This is a genomic window from Brevundimonas sp. KH_060, from assembly GCF_057838275.1.
Genome location: NZ_CM174463.1, coordinates 1084855 through 1107535 on the forward strand (window position 1 = coordinate 1084855; position 22681 = coordinate 1107535).

The 22681-nt window shown below is 69.2% G+C and carries 20 protein-coding genes and 1 tRNA gene; 13 read left to right on the top strand and 8 right to left on the bottom strand.

What is annotated here, in order from left to right; translation table 11 throughout:
• Positions 1-140: 140 nt before the first annotated feature.
• The 8 genes from AC3IPP_RS05345 to AC3IPP_RS05380 all read right to left on the bottom strand — a co-directional run bounded on the left by AC3IPP_RS05345 (position 141) and on the right by AC3IPP_RS05380 (position 7622).
• Positions 141-707 (bottom strand): cupin domain-containing protein, encoded by a 567-nt coding sequence (locus AC3IPP_RS05345; RefSeq protein WP_087140249.1) that lies wholly within the window; start codon positions 705-707, stop codon positions 141-143.
• 4 nt (positions 708-711) lie between these two features.
• Complete coding sequence (locus AC3IPP_RS05350) at positions 712-1998, bottom strand: acetylornithine deacetylase/succinyl-diaminopimelate desuccinylase family protein (protein ID WP_489150617.1); 1287 nt, start codon at positions 1996-1998, stop codon at positions 712-714.
• A 10-nt stretch (positions 1999-2008) separates the two neighbouring features.
• Positions 2009-3106, bottom strand: coding sequence for a 3-isopropylmalate dehydrogenase (gene leuB / locus AC3IPP_RS05355; protein WP_489151041.1), 1098 nt, complete (start codon positions 3104-3106; stop codon positions 2009-2011).
• Positions 3107-3110: 4 nt separating this feature from the next.
• On the bottom strand, positions 3111-3875 hold the full coding sequence (locus tag AC3IPP_RS05360) for a glucose 1-dehydrogenase (RefSeq protein ID WP_489150618.1): 765 nt from the start codon (positions 3873-3875) through the stop codon (positions 3111-3113).
• Positions 3876-3892: 17 nt separating this feature from the next.
• Complete coding sequence (locus AC3IPP_RS05365) at positions 3893-5338, bottom strand: aldehyde dehydrogenase family protein (RefSeq protein WP_489150619.1); 1446 nt, start codon at positions 5336-5338, stop codon at positions 3893-3895.
• Between the two features lie 175 nt (positions 5339-5513).
• A complete protein-coding gene (locus AC3IPP_RS05370; protein ID WP_489150620.1) occupies positions 5514-5993 on the bottom strand; it encodes a redoxin family protein in 480 nt (159 codons plus the stop codon).
• A 32-nt stretch (positions 5994-6025) separates the two neighbouring features.
• A tRNA-Cys gene (locus AC3IPP_RS05375) sits at positions 6026-6099 on the bottom strand.
• A gap of 95 nt (positions 6100-6194) precedes the next feature.
• The gene (locus tag AC3IPP_RS05380) at positions 6195-7622 is read right to left on the bottom strand and encodes an amino acid permease (protein ID WP_489151042.1); all 1428 of its coding nucleotides are present in this window, start codon (positions 7620-7622) and stop codon (positions 6195-6197) included.
• 325 nt (positions 7623-7947) lie between these two features.
• Here AC3IPP_RS05380 and AC3IPP_RS05385 point away from each other — a divergent pair, with 325 nt between their 5' ends.
• From AC3IPP_RS05385 to AC3IPP_RS05445, 13 genes are all read left to right on the top strand, one after another.
• The gene (locus AC3IPP_RS05385) at positions 7948-9456 is read left to right on the top strand and encodes a hypothetical protein (protein WP_489150621.1); all 1509 of its coding nucleotides are present in this window, start codon (positions 7948-7950) and stop codon (positions 9454-9456) included.
• Between the two features lie 89 nt (positions 9457-9545).
• Entirely contained in the window at positions 9546-12239 is a 2694-nt protein-coding gene (locus tag AC3IPP_RS05390) for a TonB-dependent receptor domain-containing protein (RefSeq protein WP_489150622.1), read from the top strand.
• A gap of 212 nt (positions 12240-12451) precedes the next feature.
• A complete protein-coding gene (locus AC3IPP_RS05395; protein ID WP_489150623.1) occupies positions 12452-13309 on the top strand; it encodes a type II secretion system protein N in 858 nt (285 codons plus the stop codon).
• Positions 13306-15426, top strand: coding sequence for a type II secretion system secretin GspD (gene gspD, locus AC3IPP_RS05400; RefSeq protein WP_489150624.1), 2121 nt, complete (start codon positions 13306-13308; stop codon positions 15424-15426). The genes AC3IPP_RS05395 and gspD overlap by 4 nt, the downstream gene beginning before the upstream one ends.
• Entirely contained in the window at positions 15423-16916 is a 1494-nt protein-coding gene (gspE, locus tag AC3IPP_RS05405; protein ID WP_489150625.1) for a type II secretion system ATPase GspE, read from the top strand. Before gspD ends, gspE begins: the two co-directional genes overlap by 4 nt.
• Positions 16916-18130 carry a type II secretion system inner membrane protein GspF gene (gene gspF / locus AC3IPP_RS05410; RefSeq protein ID WP_489150626.1) on the top strand — a complete coding sequence of 405 codons (1215 nt, stop codon included), beginning with the start codon at positions 16916-16918 and terminating at the stop codon, positions 18128-18130. Before gspE ends, gspF begins: the two co-directional genes overlap by 1 nt.
• A gap of 11 nt (positions 18131-18141) precedes the next feature.
• Complete coding sequence (gspG, locus tag AC3IPP_RS05415) at positions 18142-18594, top strand: type II secretion system major pseudopilin GspG (RefSeq protein WP_489150627.1); 453 nt, start codon at positions 18142-18144, stop codon at positions 18592-18594.
• A gap of 94 nt (positions 18595-18688) precedes the next feature.
• The gene (locus tag AC3IPP_RS05420; RefSeq protein ID WP_489150628.1) at positions 18689-19102 is read left to right on the top strand and encodes a GspH/FimT family pseudopilin; all 414 of its coding nucleotides are present in this window, start codon (positions 18689-18691) and stop codon (positions 19100-19102) included.
• Complete coding sequence (gene gspI / locus AC3IPP_RS05425; protein WP_489150629.1) at positions 19095-19460, top strand: type II secretion system minor pseudopilin GspI; 366 nt, start codon at positions 19095-19097, stop codon at positions 19458-19460. Before AC3IPP_RS05420 ends, gspI begins: the two co-directional genes overlap by 8 nt.
• 89 nt (positions 19461-19549) lie before the next feature.
• Positions 19550-20101 carry a type II secretion system minor pseudopilin GspJ gene (gspJ, locus tag AC3IPP_RS05430; RefSeq protein WP_489177446.1) on the top strand — a complete coding sequence of 184 codons (552 nt, stop codon included), beginning with the start codon at positions 19550-19552 and terminating at the stop codon, positions 20099-20101.
• Positions 20098-21084: a type II secretion system minor pseudopilin GspK gene (gspK, locus tag AC3IPP_RS05435; protein ID WP_489177447.1), complete on the top strand. Its 987-nt coding sequence runs from the start codon at positions 20098-20100 to the stop codon at positions 21082-21084. The genes gspJ and gspK overlap by 4 nt, the downstream gene beginning before the upstream one ends.
• A 10-nt stretch (positions 21085-21094) precedes the next feature.
• Positions 21095-22195: a type II secretion system protein GspL gene (gene gspL / locus AC3IPP_RS05440; protein WP_489150632.1), complete on the top strand. Its 1101-nt coding sequence runs from the start codon at positions 21095-21097 to the stop codon at positions 22193-22195.
• A complete protein-coding gene (locus AC3IPP_RS05445; protein WP_489150633.1) occupies positions 22192-22659 on the top strand; it encodes a type II secretion system protein M in 468 nt (155 codons plus the stop codon). The genes gspL and AC3IPP_RS05445 overlap by 4 nt, the downstream gene beginning before the upstream one ends.
• The last annotated feature ends 22 nt before the right edge of the window (positions 22660-22681 follow it).

The following is a 22681-nucleotide window of genomic DNA, read 5'->3' on the forward strand; positions in this document are numbered from 1 at the left end:
GGGGAACCCTCTTCCCTTGGGGATTAGTAGTCGCTCAGGGGTAAGATTGAGCAAGGCTGTTTCTTGTTTTGTCTATGTCCCTGTCGGTTAAAGGAAAAATATTCCAATGATCGGAATACTGATCGTTTGCAACGACACTGTCAGAAGGTGGGCGGCGTGCAGGCGCTGATGACCACGCAGGGGACGTCGCCGATGTTGCGGAAGCGGTGCTGCAGGACGCTGGGAAACAGATAGCCTTCGCCCGCCTTCAGCACCCGCGACTGGCCGTCGACGGTGACTTCCAGACGGCCCGAGATGATCATGCCGCCCTCTTCGCCCTCGTGGGACAGCATGACCCGGCCGCTGTCCGAGCCGGGCTGATAGGTCTCATACAGGATCTGCAGGCTGGAATCCTGACTGGACCCCAGCTGGCGATAGGAAACCTCGCCGCGCGAAATGTCGGTCAGTTCGTCGTGGCGATAGAAGTATTTGGTCGGGGTCTCGAACTCCGAGCTGAAGAAGTCGCCCAGCGATATGCCCGCCGCGTCCAGCAGGCGCTTCAGTGAACCGACCGAGGGGCTGGTGCGGCCGCTTTCGACCAGACTGACGGTGCTGGACGGCACCCCGGCCTTGCGGGCGAGCGCGCGTTGCGACAGGCCGAGGCGGTCGCGAAGGGCCCGCAGGCGCGGGCCGATGATGTTTTCTTCTTCCATATCGCCACGCGCCATCTCGCTAGCTCCGTTTGCGGGTCAGCAGATCATAGGCCGCGCGAGCCATGACCTTGGCCGAGTTGGTCATGTCGTCGATGCCCACCCATTCGTCCGGCTGGTGCGCCAGATCCAGCACGCCGGGACCATAGGCGATACAGTCCTTCAGCTTGCCGATGCGGTCGATGTGCTTCTGGTCATAGGTGCCGGGCGAGCAGACGAACTGGGCCTTCTTGCCCAGCACCGTCTCGATGGCGGCGGCGGTGGTGCTGGCCACCGGGCCGTCGCGGTCGGCCATGCTGGGCGCAACCTGGAACAGGTCGCGCATCTCATAGCGGAAGCCGTGACGCTGGGCCGCCAGACCGTCGAGGATGGCTTTCACCTCGCCCTTCACGTCCTCCAGAGACTCCTCGATCAGGAAGCGGCGGTCGATGACCATGCGGCTGGAATCGGCGACGCAGGGCGCGGGCAGGCCGTCGAAGCCCTCGGCCTGGCCGCCGTGGATGGAGTTGATGTTCATCGTCGATTGGCGGGCGCCTTCGGGCACCACCGGCATGTCGGAATGGCGGGCGGCCATGGCGGGATAGAGCTTGCTCTCGAACTCCTCCATCACCGCGCCCATGTGGCGGATGGCGGAGTCGCCCAGGAAGGGCATGGAGCCGTGGGCGATGCGGCCCTTGGTCTCGATCTCGGCCCACCAGACGCCGCGGTGGCCGATGCAGACCCGGTCCACGTTCAGCGGCTCGGGGATGATGACGTGGTTGACCTTCGGCTCGGAGAACCAGCCGCGCTCGGCCAGATAGGCGACGCCGCCGTAGCCGCCGGATTCCTCGTCCACCGTGCCGGATATTTCGAGCGCGCCGGGTAGGGGCAGGCCGGAATCGATCAGGGCCTCGACCGCGATGATGGAGGCGGCAAGCCCGCCCTTCATGTCGCAGGCGCCCCGGCCATAGACGCGGCCGTCCTTCACCTCGCCGCCGAAGGGATCGACGGTCCAGCCGGCGCCGACCTCGACCACGTCGATGTGGCTGTTGAAGTGGACGCAAGGCCCCGGTTCAGAGCCGGTCCAGCGGGCGATGACGTTGGTGCGGGGGTATTGATCGCTGTCGCCCGGCGAGCCTTCGCCGCGCACATATTCGACGGTGAAGCCGCGCTTCTTCAGCCGCTCGCCGATGTATTCGGCGCAGGGGCGATAGGCCTCGCCCGGCGGGTTGATGGTGGGGAAGCGGATCAGGTCCTGCGTCAGGGCGACCAGTTCGTCGGTGCGGCCGTCGATCAGGTCCATGACGGTCTGCATGGTAGGGGCGCTCATCGGTTGATCCTCACGCGAACTGGGCGTCCAGCGCGGCCAGAACCGCGTCGGTCATCTGAAGGGTGGAGACGGGGGCGACCCCGGCTTCCGCGATGTCGGGGGTGCGCACGCCGCTGGACACGACCTGCCGCACGGCGCGCTCCAGCCTGTCGGCCAGATCGGCGCGGTCGAAGGACCAGCGCAGGCACAGGGCGAAGGACAGGATGGTGGCGATGGGGTTGGCGACGCCTTGCCCGGCGATATCGGGCGCCGAGCCGTGGATCGGCTCATACAGGCCCCGGCTGTTGCCGCCATCTCCTAAGCCGGACAGTGAGGCGGAGGGCAGCAGGCCCAGCGAACCCGTCAGGGCCGCCGCCGCGTCGGACAGGATGTCGCCGAACAGGTTGTCGGTGACGATGACGTCGAACTGGTCCGGGCGCCGGACCAACTGCATGGCGCAGTTGTCGGCGTACATGTGCGACAGCTCCACGTCGGGATAGTCGGCGGCGACCTCAGTTGTGACGGCCCGCCACAGGGCGCCGGTCTCCATGACATTGGCCTTGTCGACTGAGCAGACGCGGCGCTGGCGGGGGCGGGCCAGTTCAAAGGCCGTGCGGCAGACACGGGCGATCTCTGCCTCGGTATAGGCCTGGGTGTCATAGGCGCGGCGCTGGCCGTCTGCGTCCACTTCATTGGCGCGGGGCAGGCTGAAATAGACGCCCGCCGTCGCCTCGCGCACGATCAGGATGTCGAGGCCGCGGATCAGTTCGGGTTTCAGAGCCGAGGCGTCCAGCAGTTCGTCGAAGCAGACGGCGGGGCGCAGGTTGGCGTAGAGATCCAGCGCCTGACGCAGGCGCAGGATGCCCATCTCGGGGCGCTGGGCGCGGGGCAGGTGGTCCCACTTCGGCCCGCCCACGGCGCCGAACAGGACGGCGTCCGACGCCAGCGCCTGCTCGACCACGTCCTCGGCGATGGGCGCGCCCACGGCGTCGATGCTGGCGCCGCCTGCCAGCGCCTCGCTCAGCTCAATCCGCAGCCCGGCGTTCCGGGCCCAGTCGACGACGCGAAGGGTCTCGCGGATGATCTCGGGCCCGATGCCGTCGCCGGGCAGGACCAGAAGCTTGAACACGCGGTCAGATGCAACGGCCACCGTCGACCTCCAGCGCCACGCCGGTGATCATCGAGGCGTCGTCGGAGCAGAGGAAGGCGGCGGCGGCGCCCATGTCCTCGGGCGTCGAGAAGCGGCCGATGGGGATGGAGGCCAGGAATTTGGCCCGCACCTCGGGCGTGTCGGCGCCCATGAAGGTCTTCAGCAGGGGGGTGTCGCCCGCCACCGGGTTCAGCGCGTTCACCCGCACCTGGAAGGGCGCCAGCTCGACCGCCATCGCCCGCGTCGCCGTGATGACCCAGCCCTTGGAGGCGTTGTACCAGGTCAGATTCGGGCGGGGGCTGACCCCGCCGGTCGAGGCGATGTTGAGGATGGCGCCGGACCCTTGCGCCTTCATCGCCGGGACGAAGGCCTTCGACATCAGATAGATGGCGCGCATGTTGACGTTGGCGATGCGGTCGAAGGCTTCGTCCGACAGTTCGTCCAGCGGCTGGGGCGTATGGCCGACGCCTGCGTTGTTGACCACGATGTCGACCCCGCCCAGCAGGCGGTCAGCAGTCTCGGCCAGAGCCGCCACGTCGGCGGCGCTGGATACGTCGACCTTCACGCCCAGATCGGCGTCGCCCAGTTCAGCGGCCAGGGCGCGGGCGGCGTCGCCGTTCAGGTCGGCGACGATGACGCGGGCGCCTTCCTCGGCGAAGCGGCGCGCGATGCCGGCGCCGAAGCCGGAGGCTCCGCCCGTGACGATCGCTCGCTTGCCCTCCAGCCGCTTCGATCTGTTCTCCCCCAAGACGCTACTCCCTTGCGCTATCCGTGATGGGCCGCGACGGTCTTCAGGGTGGTGAAGGCGTAGAGCGCCTCGAACCCCTTCTCGCGACCGTGGCCCGACTTGCCGACGCCGCCGAAGGGCAGTTCCACCCCGCCCGCCGCGCCGTAGTTGTTGATGAAGACCTGTCCGGCCCGCAGCCGTTTCGCCAGCCGCATCTGCCGCCCGCCGTCGGCGGTCCAGACCCCGGCGACCAGGCCGTAATCGGTGCCGTTGGCGATGGCGACGGCGTCGTCTTCCGTGTCGAACGGGATGACGACGACGGCCGGGCCGAAGATTTCCTGCTGCGCCAGCGGATGATCGGGCGCGACATGGGCGAACAGGGTCGGCGCGACATAGGCGCCGCCTGAAGGCAGGTCGGCCAGCGTCGCCTGAGCGACGATCAGGCCGTCGGCGCGGCCTTTGTCGATGAAGCTCTCGACCATGGTTTGCTGCTTCTTCGACACCAGCGGTCCGACATCACGGTCATCCATGGCGGGACCGACGGTCAGGGCGGCGAAGCGTTCGGCCATGCGGCGCACGACTTCGTCATAGACGCCGCGCTGGACCAGCACGCGCGATCCGGCCGAGCAGGTCTGGCCCGCGTTCTGGACGCCTGCGTTGACGAGGAAGGGCAGGGCCTTGTCCAGATCGGCGTCGTCGAACACCAGCTGGGGCGACTTGCCGCCCAGCTCCAGCGTCACCGGCACGGCGTTGAACGCTGCGGCCTGCTGGATGGCGACGCCCACGCCGGTCGAGCCGGTGAAGGACAGGTGGTTGATCCCCGGATGGGCGGCCAGCGCCGCGCCCGCCTCGGCGCCCGTGCCGGTCACGACGTTCAGCGCGCCCGCGGGCAGGCCGCAGTCGGCGGCCACGTGGGCGAAGGCGAGGGCGGTCAGCGACGCCTGCTCGGCGGGCTTCAGCACCACGGCGTTGCCGACGCACAGGGCCGCCACGACCGAGCGGCCGATGATCTGCATCGGATAGTTCCAGGGGATGATGTGGCCCGTCACCCCGTGCGGCTCGCGCAGGGTGTAGACGGTGTAGCCGTCCTGGAAGGGAATGGTCTCGCCGTGCAGCTTGTCCGCCGCGCCCGCATAGAATTCGAGATAGCGGGCCAGGGCGATCACGTCGTTGCGGGCCTGTTTCAGCGGCTTGCCGACGTCGAGGGCTTCCAGTTCGGCCAGCAGGTCGATGCGGGCTTCGACCTCGCGCCCCACGCGGGCCAGGATGCGGCCGCGCTCGACGACCGTCATGCGGCCCCAGTCGCCTTCGAAAGCGGCGCGCGCGGCGCGGACGGCGGCGTCGACGTCTGCGGCGGTCCCGGCGGCGAGCCGGCCCATGACTTCGCCCGTCGACGGGTTCTCGATCGGCAGGGTCGCGTCACCCCCTGCGGGGCGCCAGACGCCGCCGATGAAGACCTTATCCGTGGAGAAGGGGGCGGCCATATCGTCTGCTCACTGCGAAGGCGATCCCCTCTGGTTCGCCGTCCAGGATAGTGGGCACGATAACGGATCAGGCGCCAAGCCCTTTATGGTTTTGAACTAAGTGACTGATTTTGTGTTCGTGGTGCTCATTAAAATGAGCGTTCTGAACCGGAATAAGCAGGCGCTCGACCTTGGCCTAGGCGGCGGTTGCAGGCTCAAGCAGCAGGGCCATGATCTCGGCGCCCAGCATCATGTCCGAGACAGGGCCGAAACGGCGCATCCGCATCCGGCCCAGCCGGTCGACCAGCACCAGACTGGGCGTGCCCTGAAGATTGAAGGCGGTCATGGTGCGCGGCGCTGTGGTGTCGGCCGAAGGCGCATCGACGGCGACCGGGAAACGGCAGCCGTGCTCGGCCAGCCATCGGATCAGGCCCGCGCGGTCCGACTGCTGATCGTGATGCTCGAACACGCTGTGGACGCCCAGAACGGCGACCTCGCCGGAGGTGAAGGTCTCGGCCACGCGCCGGGCCTGGGGCAGGGCGTAGTGGGAGCAGCCGGGGCAGAGGCGTTGCAGGAAGGCGATGCAGACGACCTTGCCGCGCAGGTCTTCCAGACGGACGGGTTCGGGCGTGTTCAACCACTCCACGGCGTCGATCGGAGGGGCGAGACGGTGCATGGAGGCGGCTCCTGAACGGCGGGGCGCCCCGATGGAGGCCGGACCTGGAATCGAACCAGGCTGGGCGGATATGCATTCCGCCGCGTAACCGCTCCGCCATCCGGCCATCGGGGCGAGGCGTCTGGATAGCAGGCGACGTCGGACGTCGCCTGGGCCGGTTGCGGATTTGAGGGGGCGCCGGTTGCAGCGCCCCCACATGGATCAGTCGGTGGCGGCCTGTTCGGCTTCCTTGGCCTCACGACGGGCGACGCTGAAGCGACGGCCGTAGAGCAGATAGGCGCCGACGCCGATGACGTTCCAGATCAGGAACCACAGCTGGGTCTTCTGCGGCAGGCTGGCCAACAGATACAGGCAGCCGGCGATGGCCACGGGGCCGATGATCCAGGCCAGCGGCGTGCGGAAGCCGCGCGGCAGCTCGGGCGAGCGGCGGCGCAGGATCAGCATGCACAGGGCCACGGAGCTGAAGGCCACCAGGGTTCCGGCGTTGGCCAGGGCGACGATCTCGTCCAGCGGGAAGAACAGGGAGATGGTCCCCACCACGACGGCCGTGAAGGCGGTGATGCGCAGCGGCGCGCCCTTGGCCGACAGTTGCGACAGGCCGCGCGGCAGCAGGCCGTCGCGGGCCATGACGAAGAAGATGCGGCTCTGACCATAGAAGAAGGCCAGGATGACGGTCGGCAGGGTCAGCACCGCCGTGACGGCCAGGAAGTGCGCGGCGCCCGGCTGGCCGATCTCGCGCAGGATCAGGGCCAGCGGCTCGGGGCTGTTGGCGAACAGGGTGAAGGGCGCGGCGCCCAGGGCGGCCGTGGCGATCACCGTATAGATGGCGGCGCAGACCAGCATGGAGCCGACGATGCCGATGGCCAGGTCGCGCTTTGGATTGCGGGTCTCTTCGGCCGCCGTGGCGATGGCGTCGAAGCCGTAGAAGGCCGAGAAGATGATGGCCGCGGCCGCCATGATGCCGCGCTCGACACCGTCCTCGCCCATGGTGCGGCCGAAGCCGAAGGGGCTGAACGGCTCCAGGTTGGCGGCGTTGAAGTGGGGCAGGGCGAACCAGACGAACAGAACCAGGGCCGACAGCTTCACGACCACCAGGGCCAGGTTCAGCGTGGCGCTCTTGCGGGTGCCGATGATCAGCATTCCGGCGATGACCAGGATGATGAACAGGGCGGGCACATTGGCGACGCCGCCCGCGTGCGGCCCCTGCATCAGGGCCATGGGCAGTCCCAGCCAGTCGTGCAGCAGGGGCGCGGCGTAGCCGGACCAGCTGACGGCCACGGCGCTGACCACCAGGCTGTATTCCAGGATCAGGCTCCAGCCGATGATCCAGGCGACGACCTCGCCGATGACGACGTAGTTGTAGGTATAGGCGCTGCCCGAGGCGGGGATGGTCGAGGCCATCTCGGCATAGGCCAGGGCGGCGCAGGCGCAGACGAAGCCCGCGATCAGGAAGGACAGCAGGACGGCCGGACCGGCCTTGTCCGCGCCGATGCCGATCAGGGTCAGGATGCCGGTGCCGACGATGGCGCCCACGCCCATCGCCATCAGGTGCGGCCAGCTGAGGCTGCGGGTCAGGCTGCGTTCCTGCGCGTTGACAGTGATGCGCTTGCGCACGTTCCAGCCGCCCATACGGTCTCTCGTCTTCTTGTGTGTCGGGACCGGCGGGAAGACCGGCGCGCTGTGTTGCGCCAGACGCGCCCTGGATACAAGCGTCACGCGGGTCTCAAGCGCGGCTTTGAGGCGCGGCAGGGCTGGCGACTACCTCCGTCACCGGACATTTTGTCACTCAGGAGGCGATAAAACGGCAAGAAACCTAAGCCGATCCGTCACTGAAGCGCGCAAGCTTCGGAAACCGCAGCCGCTATCCATGCCGCCGAGGCAGGAGGGAAGCAGGGCCATCCGTGACGGATAGGCCGCCCACTGTCGCATCTTTTGACCAGACCGGTGGATGACGATGAACAGCAGCTTCAAGACCATGCTCGCCGTGGCGGCCAGCGCGCTCGCCCTGGCGGCCTGCGGCGGATCGGCCGAGGTGGCCTCGCCCGGCGAAGGCGACTTCGGCAATGGCAACGGGAACGGCAACGGCAACGGGAATGGCAATGGCGGCAACGGCCAGGCCGCCGCTGACTGCCCGGCCGGTTTCGCCAACGTCGGCACCATGGCCAACGGCACGCTGCGCAACTGCCAACTGCCGCAACAGATCAACGGCGCGCTGACCGTGCCGCTGCGCGCCGGCACCATTTACTCCATCTCGGGCCGCACGGCCGTCGGCACGGACGGCGGCGTCGACGCCTCGGCCAACACCGGCACGCAGGGCATCCTGACGGTCGAAGCGGGCGTGACCATCTTCGCCTCGGGCGGCGGCGACTATCTGCTGGTTAACCGCGGCTCGCAGATCTACGCCGAAGGCACGGCCTCGCAGCCGATCGTCTTCACCAGCCGTCAGAACGTCGAAGGCGCGACCAACGAGAACTCGCACGGTCAGTGGGGCGGCATCGTCATCGCCGGCCGCGCGCCCCAGGCCAACTGTCAGCTGACCTCGCCGGTCACCTGCACCGGCCAGGTGGAAGGCACCAACGCCTTCTACGGCGGCGGCAACGTCAACGACAACTCGGGCCGTCTGCGTTACGTCCAGATCCGCTACTCGGGCTTTGAGATCTCGACCGGCAATGAGCTGCAGGCCCTGACCCTGGCCGGCGTCGGCGCGGGCACCACCATCGAATACGTCCAGTCCTACAACTCGTCGGACGACGGCATCGAAATCTTCGGCGGCAACGTCAACCTGAAGCGCATCGTCATCAACGGCGCCGACGACGACGCCTTCGACACCGACACCGGCTGGCGCGGCGGCGCCCAGTTCGGCATCGTGACCCAGCGCGCCCCGAACGCGACCAGCCGCTCGGCCGGTTTCGAGTTCTCGGCTGCCCCGGCCTCGACGCCGCTGGCCCAGCGCTACAACTCGCAGCCCAAGATCGCCAACTGGACGATGGTGGGCCGCAACTCGCCGACCGACGCCCACACCGTCGCCCACTTCGACACGGGCACGAAGGCGACCGTGGTCAACTCGGTCTTCACCAGCGCCGCCGGTTCGCTGGCCGGCTGCCTGGACATCGCCGACGCCGACACGGCCAGCGTGAACCCGGTGTTCAACTCGGTCTTCATGTCCTGCGGGATTTCGTATCGCCCGAGCAACGCCACCCGTTCGGAGCCGATCTTCACGGCCGGCACGAACAACACGGCCAAGGGAACCTCGACCCTGACCGCCCCGGCCGCGGGCGTGACGATCACCAATCAGGTCCTGACCTTCATCAACGGCGCCAACGAAACCGCCGTGACTCCGGCCAAGGCTTCGAGTGTCCACGCCGCCTTCACCGACACCGACTACATCGGCGCCGTGAAGAACGCTTCGGACACCTGGTGGCAGGGTTGGACCTGCGGCCTGACCGCCAACGCGAAGTGCTGATGAACCCTCTGGCGAGGCGGCGGTCCGAAAGGGCCGCCGCCGACCCTTTGAGCGTCCAGCCTCTCTCGACCTACGCAAGGCAGCCGAACATGAAGAACAAGACCCTGACCCGTAACGGGCTGCTGCTGGCCAGCAGCGCCCTGGTCGCCGCTTTCGGCGCGCCCAGCCTCGCGCTCGCCCAGGCGGCCGCCCCCGTCGCCGCCGTGGCGCTGAGCAATGAACTGCCCGCCGATCCGGAAAGCCCGGATCAGGTGTCGCAGACCCCGGCCACCCAGTTGGGCGACATCGTCGTCCTGGGCCGCAATATCCCGCAGCAGAACCGTCAGAGCGCCGAAGTGGCTGCTTTCCTGACGTCGGAAGACCTGCAGCGCACCGGCGACTCCACCGCCGCCGCCGCCTTGACCCGCGTGACCGGCCTGTCGATCGTCGAAGGCCGCTTCGTCTATGTGCGCGGCCTGGGCGAGCGTTATTCCTCGGCCCTGCTGAACGGTTCGCCGCTGCCCAGCCCCGAGCCGCTGCAGCGCGTGGTGCCGCTGGACCTGTTCCCCTCCAGTATCCTGGCGGGCGTGACGGTTCAGAAGTCCTATTCCCCCAACTATCCGGGCGAGTTCGGCGGCGGGGTCATCGACCTGCGCACCGTGGACGCTCCGGCCGAGCCCTTCCTGACCTTTAAGGCGGGCATCGGCGGCAACACCGAGACGACGGGCCGCGACAACCTGGTCTATTACGGCTCGGACACCGACTGGACCGGCTTCGACGACGAGACGCGCAAGGTTCCGGGGCCGATCGATCTGGCTTTCCGAACCGGCAAGCAGATCAACATGGCCAACTTCTCGGCCGCCGAGCTGCAGCGGATGGGCCGCTCGATGGTCAATGCGCCGCTGCGCCTGATGCAGCGTCAGCAGACGCCGGTCGACGGCAGCCTGGAGCTGGCGGGCGGCTTCCGCACCCCGACCGAGATCGGCGACCTGGGCGTCATCGCCGTGGCCGGCTACGACAACTCCTGGCGCACCCGCCAGGCGATCCAGGAAGAAGGCCAGTTCCAGGGCGACGACCTGGTGCCGGTCTCGACCTTCGACGTCGAGTCCAACCAGAACGACGTGCGCCTGAACTTCCTGGGCGGCCTGTCGCTGACGACCGACGATCATGAGGTGAAGTGGACCAACCTCTACGTCCGCACCACGACCAAGCGCGCGCGCACCTCGGCCGGGCCGGACTTCGACGCCGGCGGCAGCGTGATCCGCAACGACTACACCGAGTGGTTCGTGCGTCAGCTGTTCACCAGCCAACTGGCGGGCGAGCACTATTTCGGCGCCGACGGCGAGTGGAAGCTGGACTGGCGCGCGGCCTACGCCAAGACCTCGCGCGACGCCCCCTATGAATCGCGCTTCCAGTACGGCGTCGACGCCCAGGACCGGTTCATCCACAACGTCCAGGGCAACCAGATCTCGTTCAGCGAGCTGGACGACGAAATCTGGTCCGGCGGCGTGGACCTGGCCTATAAGCTGCCGATGGCGGCGGGCCGTGAGGCGACCATCAGCGTCGGCGCCTCGACCCTAGACAACACCCGCTCGGCCGAACGTCACGACCTGCAGTTCGAGGCCGTCAACGGCCTGACCGATAGCCAGCGGCATTCGCGGATCGACTATCTGTTCTCGGACTTCAACATCAATCCGTGGACCCTGCAGCTGCGCGAGATCGCCGGCTCGAACGGCGCCAACGCCTACGATGCCGACCTCAAGGTCAACGCCGTCTACGCCATGGTTGACGCCGAGTTCGTGCCGACCGTGCGCACCAACTTCGGCGTCCGCTTCGAGGACGGTCAGCAGAGCGTGACCCCGCGCGACCTGTTCGGCGGAACCTCGTCCTATGAGGCGACCGAGATCGAGGAGCAGTACTGGCTGCCGTCGTTCACCGCGACGTGGAACTTCACCGAGGATCAGCAGCTGCGCTTCGGCGCGTCCAAGACCATCGGCCGTCCGCAGTTCCGCGAACTGGCGCCCCAGGCCTATACCGACCCGGAAAGCGACCGCGTCTTCATCGGCAACCCCTATCTGACCGACACCGAGATCCTGAACCTGGACGCGCGCTGGGAATGGTATTTCGGCCGCCAGCAGTTCGTCACGGCGGGCGTCTTCTACAAGAAGCTGGACAAGCCGGTCGAAGCGGTGATCGTCGATGTCGGCAACCAGCGCCAGCAGACCTTCCTCAACGCGCCGGAAGCGACCGTCATGGGCGTCGAGGCCGAGGTGAAGAAGTATTTCGAGTTCGCCGATCAGGCGGCCTTCATCTCCAACAAGCGCTGGCTGGTGCAGGCCAACTACACCTGGTCGGACTCCGAGGTTTCGGTCGGCGAGGGCGACACCGTCATTACGCTGGGCGGGGGCGGTCGTCCCGAACAGGCGTCCTTCTTCATCCAGGACGGCAGCCGTATGCAGGGCCAGTCGGAGCACGTCGCCAACCTGCAACTGGGCTGGGAAGACGACACGGCTCGCTCGCAGGCGACCCTCATCCTGAACTACGTCTCGGAGCGGATCACCGCACGCGGCGCGGGCGTCGGCACGGCGCGCGAGCCTGATTACCTGCAGGAGCCGGGCGCCGTTCTCGACTTCGTCTATCGCAAGGACTTCACCTTGAAGGGCCGCGACCTGGGCTTCGCCCTGGAGCTGCGTAACCTGCTGGGGACGGACTTCGAAGAGTATCAGGAGAAGGGCAACAAGATCCGCATCAACCAGTATGACCTGGGTCAGAGCGCCTCGGTCAGCCTGACGGCGCGTTTCTAAGCGCAGACTGCGCCTGACATTTGAGCCGGGAGACCCCAGCGGTCTCCCGGCTTTTTTATGCCTGCCGCCGGGGCAGAGTGAATGTTTCGCGTCATTCTCTCCGAACCCGCCGCATCTGTCGCGACAACTTCTCGACGCTGTCATGGTTCGGAGCGAGCCGGGTACGGAGCATCCGCCTAGGGAGGCGGTGCGGCCGCGAGAGGCCGTGGGGGATGTCTTCCTTGCTCGCTGGCCTTCGCAAACTGAGCGCCGTTTCGTTGGGCGAGGGCGGCCTGTCCCTTCGCCGGCTGTCCCTTCGCCGTCCGCCGCTGCGGCGCGTGGTCGAGGCGGCGTTGATCCTGCTTCTTCTGGTGCAGGCCGGGCGACTGGTCTGGCTGTTCGCGGCGCCCATGCCGCACGGCGTCCAGGCCCAACCTTTATCTGAGATCGATCTGGGCGTGCTGTCGCGCTTCGACGCCTTCTTCCGCAACGGCGGTGGCGGGGGCGAGGCGGCGTCGTCGGACGGCGGCGGCCTGACCCTGTTCGGCGTGCGCGCGGACAGCGCGGGCGGCGGCTCGGCCATTATCGGCCTGTCGGACGGGCGTCAGGTTTCGGTCGGGGCGGGCGAGGAACTGGAGCCGGGGCTGACCTTGAGCGCCGTCGCCCCCGATCACGTCATGCTGTCGCGCGGCGGCGCGCCGTTTCGCCTCGATTTTCCCGACATGATGTCCGGCGCAGCTTCTGTTGCGCCCGCGACAACGGCCCAACCGGCCGTTGCGACGCCTGAACCGACCCCGGCCGAAGGCGTGGCGGTCGACCCCCAGCGTCTGATCGCCCAGGCGGGGCTGCGGCCGCGCATTCAGGGGCTGGGCGTCAACGGCCTGACCGTTTCCGCCTCGGGCGACGGGGGCGAGCTTCGCAACGCCGGCCTGCGCTCGGGCGACGTCATCCTGTCCGTCAACGGCACGGCCCTGAACAGCCCGCAGGCGCTGGCCGCCCTGCGCGGCCAACTGGCCGACGCTCCCTCGGCCCAGATCCAGTTCGAGCGCGACGGCCAAGTCCGCTCCACCACCGTAAGGACGCGCCCATGAAGGCCCGTAACCGTTCACTGCTCACCGGCGTTCTGGCCGCTGTTCTGGCGGTCCAGCCGCTGGCCGCCGCGCCGGTGACGGCCCAAGAGGCGCGTCAGACGCTGAACGTCCAGAACGCCGACATCCGCGCCTTCGTGCAGGATGTGGCGCGCACGACGGGGCGCACCTTCATCGTCGATCCGGCGGTGACAGGCACGGTGACGGTGTCCAGCCCGCGCCCCCTGACCCGCGCCCAGCTGTTCGAGGTTTTCCTGTCGACGCTGCGGGCCAATGGTCTGGTGGTGACGCCGACGTCCTCGGGCGCCTATCGCATCAGTCCGGCGCAGGGGGCGGCGCAGGGACCGGCCACGGTCGGGGCCGAGCGGTTCTCGACCGAGGTCTTCACCCTTCGCCACATCGACGCCGCCTCGACCGCCGAGACGATCCGGCCTCTGGTCGGGGCGCAGGGGCAGGTGCTGGCCAATCCCGGCGCCAACAGCGTGGTGGTGGCCGACTTCGCCGACAACCTGTCGCGGATCCGGGCGCTGGTCGGCCGCATCGACGTGGACCGTTCGGCCTATGAGGTGGTGGCGCTGGAGAACGCCTCGGCGCGCGAGATCGCGGGCGTGCTGCAACAGGTGACGGGCGGTCCCGGCGGGCCGGGCCTGGTGACGATCACGCCGGTCGAAAGCTCCAATGCGCTGGTGCTGCGCGGGGACGGTCAGGCGCTGGCGCGGGTGCGCGGCCTGATCGCCGATCTGGACGGCCGGGCGCGGGCCAGTCAGGACGTCAATGTCGTCTTCTTGGAGCACGCCGACGCCGAGCAGTTGCTGCCGGTCCTGCAACAGATCGTGGGTCAGCCCGCCGATGCGGCGGCGGCCTCCTCGCCGCGTCTTCGCACTGCCCGCGCCGGGGCGACCCAAACGACGAGCGGCATGGGGCAGGGCGGCCTGACCACGGCGGACGAGGGCGACAGCGGGCCGATCGGCTCGACCACCGTCACCGCCACCGGCCAGCGCGCCACCATCGCCCGTTTTCCCGGCGCGAACGCCCTGGTCATCTCCGGCCCGGCGGATATGCAGCGCACGCTGACCGATGTGATCCGCCAACTGGACGTGCGCCGCCAGCAGGTGCTGATCGAGGCTATCGTTGTCGAACTGAGCGACAAGGCCGTGCGCGATCTGGGCGTGCAGTGGCTGATGGCGGGCGAAAACGGCGTCGGCCTGACCAACTATTCCGACCGTGCGGCGCCGCTGGTTCCCATCGCGGGCGGGGCGGCGGCGGGGCAGTTGGACAAGGACGATCCCCTGCGCGAGCGGTTGCAGAACCTGGCCCTCAACAGCCTGCTGGGCGCCAACGGCTTCGTCGGCGGGGCGGGCGGCAAATGGGGCGACGGCCTGTTCGGTTTCGTCATCAATGCGGCCAAGACGGACGCGGGCTCCAACCTGCTGCAAACCCCGTCGATCATGACGCTGGATAACGAAGAGGCGACCTTCCTGGTCGGGCAGGAGGTGCCGATCACCACCGGCCAGACCATCCTGGACGGCAACTCCAACCCCTTCACCACGACCGAGCGCAAGGACATCGGCGTGCGCCTGACGGTCCGGCCCCAGATCAATGCGGGCGGCTCCATCACCCTGACGCTGCGGCAGGAGGTGTCGAGCATCAACGGCCTGCTGACCAGCGGCGCCAACGACCTGATCCTGGACAAGCGCGAGCTGGAGACGACGCTGGTCGTCGATGACGGCGACATCGCCGTAGCGGGCGGCCTGCTGGATCAGAACGACCGGCTGGAGACGAGCAAGGTTCCCGGCCTGGGCGACATTCCGGGCGTCGGCGTCCTGTTCCGCTCGACCAGTCGCGAGCGGGGGCGGACCAATCTGATGGTCTTCCTTCGCCCGACCATCCTGCGCACCACGGCGGATGCGCAGGGTCTGGCGGCGGATCGCTGGGGCTATATGCGCGGCGAGCAGCAGCGGGTTCACCCGGACCGCGAGCCGAGCCTGGACGCCCTGTTGCGTGACTATATGCAGGCGCAGCCGCCCGCGGCTCCCGTGGCGGGCGAACCTCTGGTCATCGCTCCCGTGGCGCCGGTCGCGGCCCAGCCGCTGCCGCCCGTGGCGGGGGCCGCCCGGTGATCACCGTCGTCGATCCGCGTCTGCCCTACGGCTTCGCCAAGACCCACGGCGTGCTGCTGCTGGCGGCGGGGGAGGTGATGGCGGTGGGCGTACGCGAGGGCGCCGATCCGCTGGCGCTGGTCGAGGCGCGCCGCGCGCTGGGCCGTCCGCTGGAGGCGACGCCTCTCAGCGCCGCCGCCTTCGATCGCAAGCTGTCAGAGGTCTATGCGGGCGAGCAACTGACGGCCGCCGACGGCGACGACCTGTCCCTGCCGGTGGGGCTGGACAGTCTGGTGGACGATATTCCGGCGGCGGCGGACCTGCTGGACGCCACGGATGACGCGCCGGTCATCCGCCTGATCAACGGCGTCATCGCCGAGGCCGCCCGCATCGGCGCCTCGGACGTGCATCTGGAAAGCTATGAGACGCGGCTGCTGGTGCGGATGCGGGTGGACGGAGTGCTGCGCGAGGCGCTGAGCCTGAACCCGCGCGTGGCGCCGCTGCTGGTGTCGCGCATCAAGGTCATGGCGCGGCTGGACATCGCCGAGAAACGTAAACCCCAAGACGGGCGCATCCCCCTGACGCTGGGCGGAAAGTCGCTGGACGTGCGCGTCTCGACCCTGCCGTCGCGGGCGGGCGAGCGGGTGGTGCTGCGGATTCTGGACAAGGATCAGGCTGGGCTGACGCTGGACCGGCTGGGCATGGACCCGGCGGCGCTGGAAGCCTTCCGCCATGCGCTGGCCGAGCCGAACGGCATAATCCTGGTCACCGGGCCGACCGGCTCAGGCAAGACGACCAGCCTCTATGCCGGACTGTCGCTGTTGAACGACGGATCGCGCAACATTCTTACGGTCGAAGACCCGGTCGAATACGCCATGGAAGGCGTTGGCCAGACGCAGGTGAATCCCAAGGTCGGCATGACCTTCGCCGCCGGCCTGCGCGCCATCCTGCGTCAGGATCCGGACGTGGTGATGGTGGGCGAAATCCGCGACACGGAGACGGCGGCCATCGCCGTTCAGGCGTCGCTGACCGGCCATCTGGTGCTGTCGACGGTTCACACCAATGACGCGGCCGGGGCGGTGACGCGGCTGCGCGACATGGGGGTCGAGCCCTTCCTGCTGGCCTCGACCCTGCGGCTGGTGGTGGCCCAGCGGCTGGTGCGGCGGTTGTGCCCGCACTGCCGGATCGAGGAGACGGCGGATAAGGCGACGGCGCGGCTGATCGGCGCCGAGGAAGGCGTGCGCGTCTGGCGGCCGCACGGTTGCGCCGACTGCGGCTCGACCGGCTATGTCGGGCGCATCGGCCTGTATGAGACGCTGACGGTGGACGAGAAGGTGCGGCGCCTGATCGCCTCGGGCGCCGATGAGGACGCCGTGTTCGACGCCGCCTTCGCGCGCGACGGGACGCTGGCCGACCGGGCGCGGACGCTGGTGTTGGAGGGCGTCACCTCGGTCGAGGAGGCTCTGCGCGTGGCGCGTCAGGAGACCGCCGCCGAAGAGGTCGCGGCCTGATGGCGGCCTTCGACTACATCGCCGCCGACGCGGCCGGGCGGACGGTCAGCGGCTCACTGACCGCCGCCGACGAGGCGGCTGCGCGCAAGGCGCTGGCGAAGCGTCAGCTGGCGCCGTTGCAACTGTCGCCCGGTCGCTCGGGGACGGTCGCGACGTCGGCGAAGGTGGGCAAGACCGGGCGGCTGTCGCCCAAGGCGCTGGCGCTGACGACGCGGCAACTGGCGACGCTGATCTCCGTCTCCCCGCTGGAGGAGGCGTTGCGGAACCTGATGCTTCAGGCCGATCGGCCAAACCTGCGCCGCGTGCTGGAAGGTGTCCACGCCGGGGTGATCGAGGGGCGGCGTCTGTCGGACGCCATGGGCCAGCAGGGCGCGGCCTTTCCGCCGCTGTATCGCGGCATGACGGCGGCGGGCGAGCAGTCGGGGGCGCTTCAGCCCATCCTCGAACGCCTGGCCGACGGGCTGGAGCGGGATGAGGTCGTGCGCGGCAAGGTGCTGACGGCGCTAGTCTATCCGTGCGTGCTGGCGGTGGTGGCGCTGGGCGTCATCGTCGCCATGATGACCTACATCGTGCCCAAGGTGGTCGATCAGTTCGACAGCATGGGCCAGACCCTGCCGCTGCTGACGCGACTGGTCATCGGCCTGTCGGACCTGATGCGCGACTGGGGCTGGCTGATGCTGTTGATGCTCGCGGCCGTGGTCGCCGCAGGGCTGATCGCGCGACGACGCGAGGCGGTGCGGCTGAAGATGGACGCCTGGGTGCTCAGGCTGCCTCTGGTCGGGCGGCTGACGCGCGACCTGCATGGGGCGCGCATGGCCCGCACCCTGTCGACCATGATCGCGGCGGGCCTGCCGGTGCTGGAGGGGCTGACCATCACCGCCCGCACCGTCTCCAACCGCGCCCTGCGCCGCGCCACCGAACAGATGGCCGAAGCCGTGCGCGAGGGCGGGGGCCTGTCGGCCGCCATGCGCCGTGCCGACGTCTTTCCGTCCATCCTCGTCTACATGACCGCGTCCGGTGAAAGCAGCGGTCGGCTGGAGCCCATGCTGGAGCGAGCAGCCGACTATCTGGAGCGCGAATTCTCCAACTTCACCGCCGTTATGCTCAGCCTGCTGGAGCCGGCGATCATCGTGGTCATGGGCGGGATCGTCGCCGTGATCGTGCTGTCGATCCTGCTTCCCATTCTTCAGATCAACACCCTGGCCCTGGGGTGAGGAGAACTTCCATGCGCAACGAAGACACCCAAGATAGACGTCAGAAACGTCAGGGCTTCACCCTTGTCGAACTGATGGTCGTGATCGTCATCATCGGCCTGTTGGCGACGGTGGTGGCGATCAACGTCCTGCCTAGCCAGGACAAGGCCATGGTCGGCAAGGCGCGGGCCGACATCTCCGTGCTGGAGCAGGCGGTGGAGACCTATCGCCTCGACAACCTGACCTTCCCGACGGACCAGCAGGGTCTGAAAGCGCTGACGGCGCCGCCCGCCGATCTGGCGCGGCCGGAACGCTATCGCCAGGGCGGCTATGTCCGCCGCCTGCCGGAAGACCCGTGGGGCAATCCCTACCAATACCGCCGCCGCAGCGCCCATGGCGGCCAGTTCGACATCTGGTCCTTCGGCGCCGACGGCCAGGAAGGGGGCGAGGGGAATGACGCCGACATCGGCAACTGGCAGGGCTGAGACGCACGCCTACTCGGCTTCATCGGTAGCCGTGGAAACGCCCAAACGCGCTGAAGCAGCGAGCCGCCGTGCGGCGAGCGGTAGCGAACAAAGAATGGGGTTTACCCTTGTCGAGTTAATGGTCGTCATCGCCATCATCGGCGTGGCGGCGGGGGCGGTGATGCTGTCCATGCCGGACCCGCGCCCGACGCTGGCCGTCGAAGCCGAGCGGCTTGCCGCGCGTCTGACGCTGGCGCGGGAGGAGGCGGTGATGACCAACCGCCCGGTGGCCCTGCGCGCCGATGCGGCGGGCTATGGTTTCGAGAGTTTCGACGGCGCCGTTTGGACGCCTTTGACCGGCGTGCTGGCGCCCAAGGCATGGGGCGAAGGCGCCGCCGTCGCCGGAGCCGCCCGCGCTGTCTTCGACCCGACGGGCGGGGCCGATGCCGCCAGCGTGCGGCTGGAGCGAGAGGGCAGCTCCGTCACCGTCGCCATCGACGGGGCGGGCGAGGTGACGATCCATGAGTGAGGGGTCACCCCGCGCGGGCTTCACCCTGATCGAGTGCCTGGTGGCGCTGGCCGTGTTCGGTCTGGCGGCGATGGCGTTGTTGAATCTGTCGGGCGAGAGCACGCGTTCGGCGGCGCGAGTCGAGACGCGGACGCTGGGCGGCATTGTCGCCGACAATTTGGCCGCCGAGGCGATGATCGCGCGCGACCTGCCCAGCGGCAGCACGGGCGGTCAGGCGTCGCTGGGCGGGCGCGAGTGGCGCTGGGTGCGGGTGGTCAGCGCGACGGATATGCCGGGCGTCGGCCGCATCGACGTGCGCGTCTTCGCCGATGAGGAACAGGCCGCTGAGCGCGTGCTGTTTCGGGCGGCGGGGGCATGAGGAAAGATCGCCGATCCGCTCAAGCAGCGAGCCGCCGCGCGGCGAGCGATAGCGGAAGAAAAAGAGCCGGATTTACCCTTGTCGAGGTGATGATCGCCCTGCTGATCTTCGCCCTGTTGGCGGGGGCTGGCGCGCTGGTGTTGGGGCAGTCGATCGACAATCGGTTCGCGGTGAAGGCGAACGCTGACCGGGTGGCGGCGCTGCAACGCGCGCGGGCGCTGCTGCGCGCCGATCTGGCGCAGGCGACGGCGCGGCGGGTGCGCGGGCCGACGGGGCGTCCGGCGCCTCAGGCGATCATGGGGCCGCAGTCGCCGGGCGATCCGCTGCTGGTGCTGGCCCGCAGCGGCTGGAGCAACCCGGACGGCGCGCCGCGCGCCTCGGTTCAAAGGGTCGAATATCGGCTGGTGGAGGATCGACTGGAGCGCCGCGTGGCCCCTTATCTGGACGGGGCGCGGGCCGGACCGCCGCAGGTGTTGTATCGCGGGGTGAAGGAGGCGCGCATCGCCTTCATCCAGAACGGGTCAGAGGCGCCCGCCTTTTCCGCCAGCAGCGATCGGCCCTTGCCGGACGCGGTGCGGGTGACGCTGACGCTGGACGGCTTCGGTCCGGTCGAGCAGCTGTTTCTGGTCGCCGCCGCATGAAGGCGGGCGCGCGCGATCGTCGGGGCATGGCCCTGCTGACCGTCCTGCTGCTGGTGGCGGTGATGGCGGCGCTGTGTGTGGTGCTGCTGGACGATGTGCGCTTTTCCGTGCGTCGCACGACCAACGCCGAGAGCCAGGCGCAGGCGCAAGCCTATGCGGCGGGGGCCGAGGCGCTGGCGCGGCGGCGGCTGTCCGATCTGGTTCGTGCCGATCCCGCGCGCACGCCGTTGCAGCCGCAGTGGAACGGCCGTGTCTTCGCCCTGCCGTTGGAAGACGGCGAGGGGCAGGCGGTGATCCGCGACGGTCAGGCCTGTTTCAACCTGAACAGTCTGGTGCTGGGGCAGGGCGAGGATCTGATCGCGAGGCCCGAAGGGGCGGCGCAGTTCATCGCGCTCGGCGAGGCGCTGGGCGCGCCTCGCGGGCGGATGGCGGCGGTCGCGGCGGCCCTGACCGACTGGATGGACGGCGACGATGTGGTGTCGCCGCAGGGGGCCGAGGACGCCGCCTACGCCAGCCGCCCGACGCCGTATCGCACTGGCGGGGTCATGCTGGCTGAGGTCAGCGAACTGCGCGCCGTGGCGGGGGTGGACGACCAACTCTATCGCCGTCTGAGGCCCTATCTGTGCGCCTTGCCCGAGGCGCGGCTGTCGCCCCTGAACGTGAATATGTTGGAGCCGCAGGACGCCGTGCTGCTGGTCGCGATCAGCCGGGGCGTGGTGGGGCTGAATGCGGCCAAGGCGGCCATCGCCGCGCGCCCGGCGGCGGGGTGGAGCAGCGCCGACGCCTTCTGGGCCCAGCCTGCCCTGTCGGGCGTGGTCGTCGACGAAGAGACCAAGGGCCAGGTCACTCTGGCCACCCGTTATTTCGACCTGAGGGTCGAGATCGGGCACGGCGACGCCCGCGCCGTCCGCACCGCCCTGATCCACGTCGCGCCCGACGGCGCGGCGCGCACCGTCATCCGTCGCTGGACGCCTGAAGAATGAGCATGGAAGAATGAGCCACGCCCGCATCCTGTTCATCCCGACCCACGCGACCCTGGCGGCGCGTTTTCTGCTGGTCGACCGCGAGGGCCGCGTCGTCGGGTGCGGCGAGCTGGACCCGCATCAGTCCGAGACGCCGCCGCTGCTGCGGACCATCGCCGTGGCGCCGGGCGCGGACGTCATGACGCGCTGGCTGGATCTGCCGCCGGGCAATATGGCCCAGGCCAGAGCGGCCGCGCGCTGGGCGTTGCGTGATCAGGCGGCCGGCGAGGTGGAGGGGCTGGACGTGGCGCTGGGCGCGCCTACGGACGGCGGCCCGCGGCTGACGGCGGCGGTGTCGGCCAAGCTGCTGCAGGCCTGGCTGCGTTGGATGGAGACCTTCGACATTCGTCCAGACGCCGTCGTGCCGGATAATCTGTGCCTGCCTGCGCCGCTGGAGGCCGAGACGTTGACCGCCGCGCAGGTCGGCGCTGACGTGGCGCTGCGCGGCGTCGCCTTCGCCGCGACCGTGCAGCCCGATCTGGCTGAGGCGATCGCGGCCGGGCGCGCTTTAAACTGGCTGGAGGGCGAGGCGCTGGACGCGGCGATGGCGGCGGGGGCGATGGCGGCGCCGGTCGACCTGTTGCAGGTTCATGACCGGCGTGAGCGGGGGCAGGCGGCCAGGGGCTGGCGGCTGGCGGCCGGCTTGGCGGCGGCCCTGCTGATCTCGCCTTTGGTGCTGGTGGCGGCGGAGGGGCTGCGCGACCGGGCGGCGGCTGAGCGCGCCGGAGCGGACGCCAAGGCCGGAGCGGTGAAGCTCTATCCCGAACTGGCGACGGCGGACGACCCGACGCCGGAGGCCCTGCGCCGCCTCGACGCCGGAGCGCCGCCGGGCGGAACCGCGCGCGCCTTGGCCGCCGTCTTCGCCGCCGTCGAGCGTGTGCCGGGCGCCGAACTGGACGACGCGACCCTGGGCGGCGAAGGGCTGCGCGTCACCCTGGCCCATCCGACGTTCAATGATCTGGACGCCGTGCGCGCCGATCTGGCCGAGGCGAGTCTGGCGGTGGTCGACGAAACCTCGGCCGAGGAAGCCGGACGCATGGTCAGCACCCTCACGATCGGAGCCGCCCGATGAAGGCCCTGTTCTCTTCCGTCGCCGCCTGGTGGGACGGCCGGTCGCTGCGCGAGCGGCGGATGCTGGCGGTCATGGGCGCGCTGGCGCTGGGCGTCGTCGGCTGGCTGGGCGTGGTGCGGCCGCTGGACGGCTGGCAGGCGGATCAGGCGCGCGCTCGCGTCGCCGCCGAGCGACAATTGGCGCAGATCGAGACGGCGGTGGTCCAGCGTGGCGGGACGCCGACGGCGGCGGTCGACCTTCAGGCTCTGGTCGCCTCCACCGCGACGGCGGCGGGGGTGCAGCCGACGCTGGGCATGTCCGAGGGCGGGCGGCTGGGCTTCCGGTTGGATCGCGTGACGGCGGCCCAGGCCTTCGGCTGGTTGGCAGCGCTGGAGCAGGGCGGGGCGCGCATCGAGGAACTGGGCGTGGTCGAGAGCCCGGACGGGACGCTGGGCGTGACGGGTGCGCTGGCGTCCGGCGGCTGATCGGGCCGCGCTTTTCGGTCGA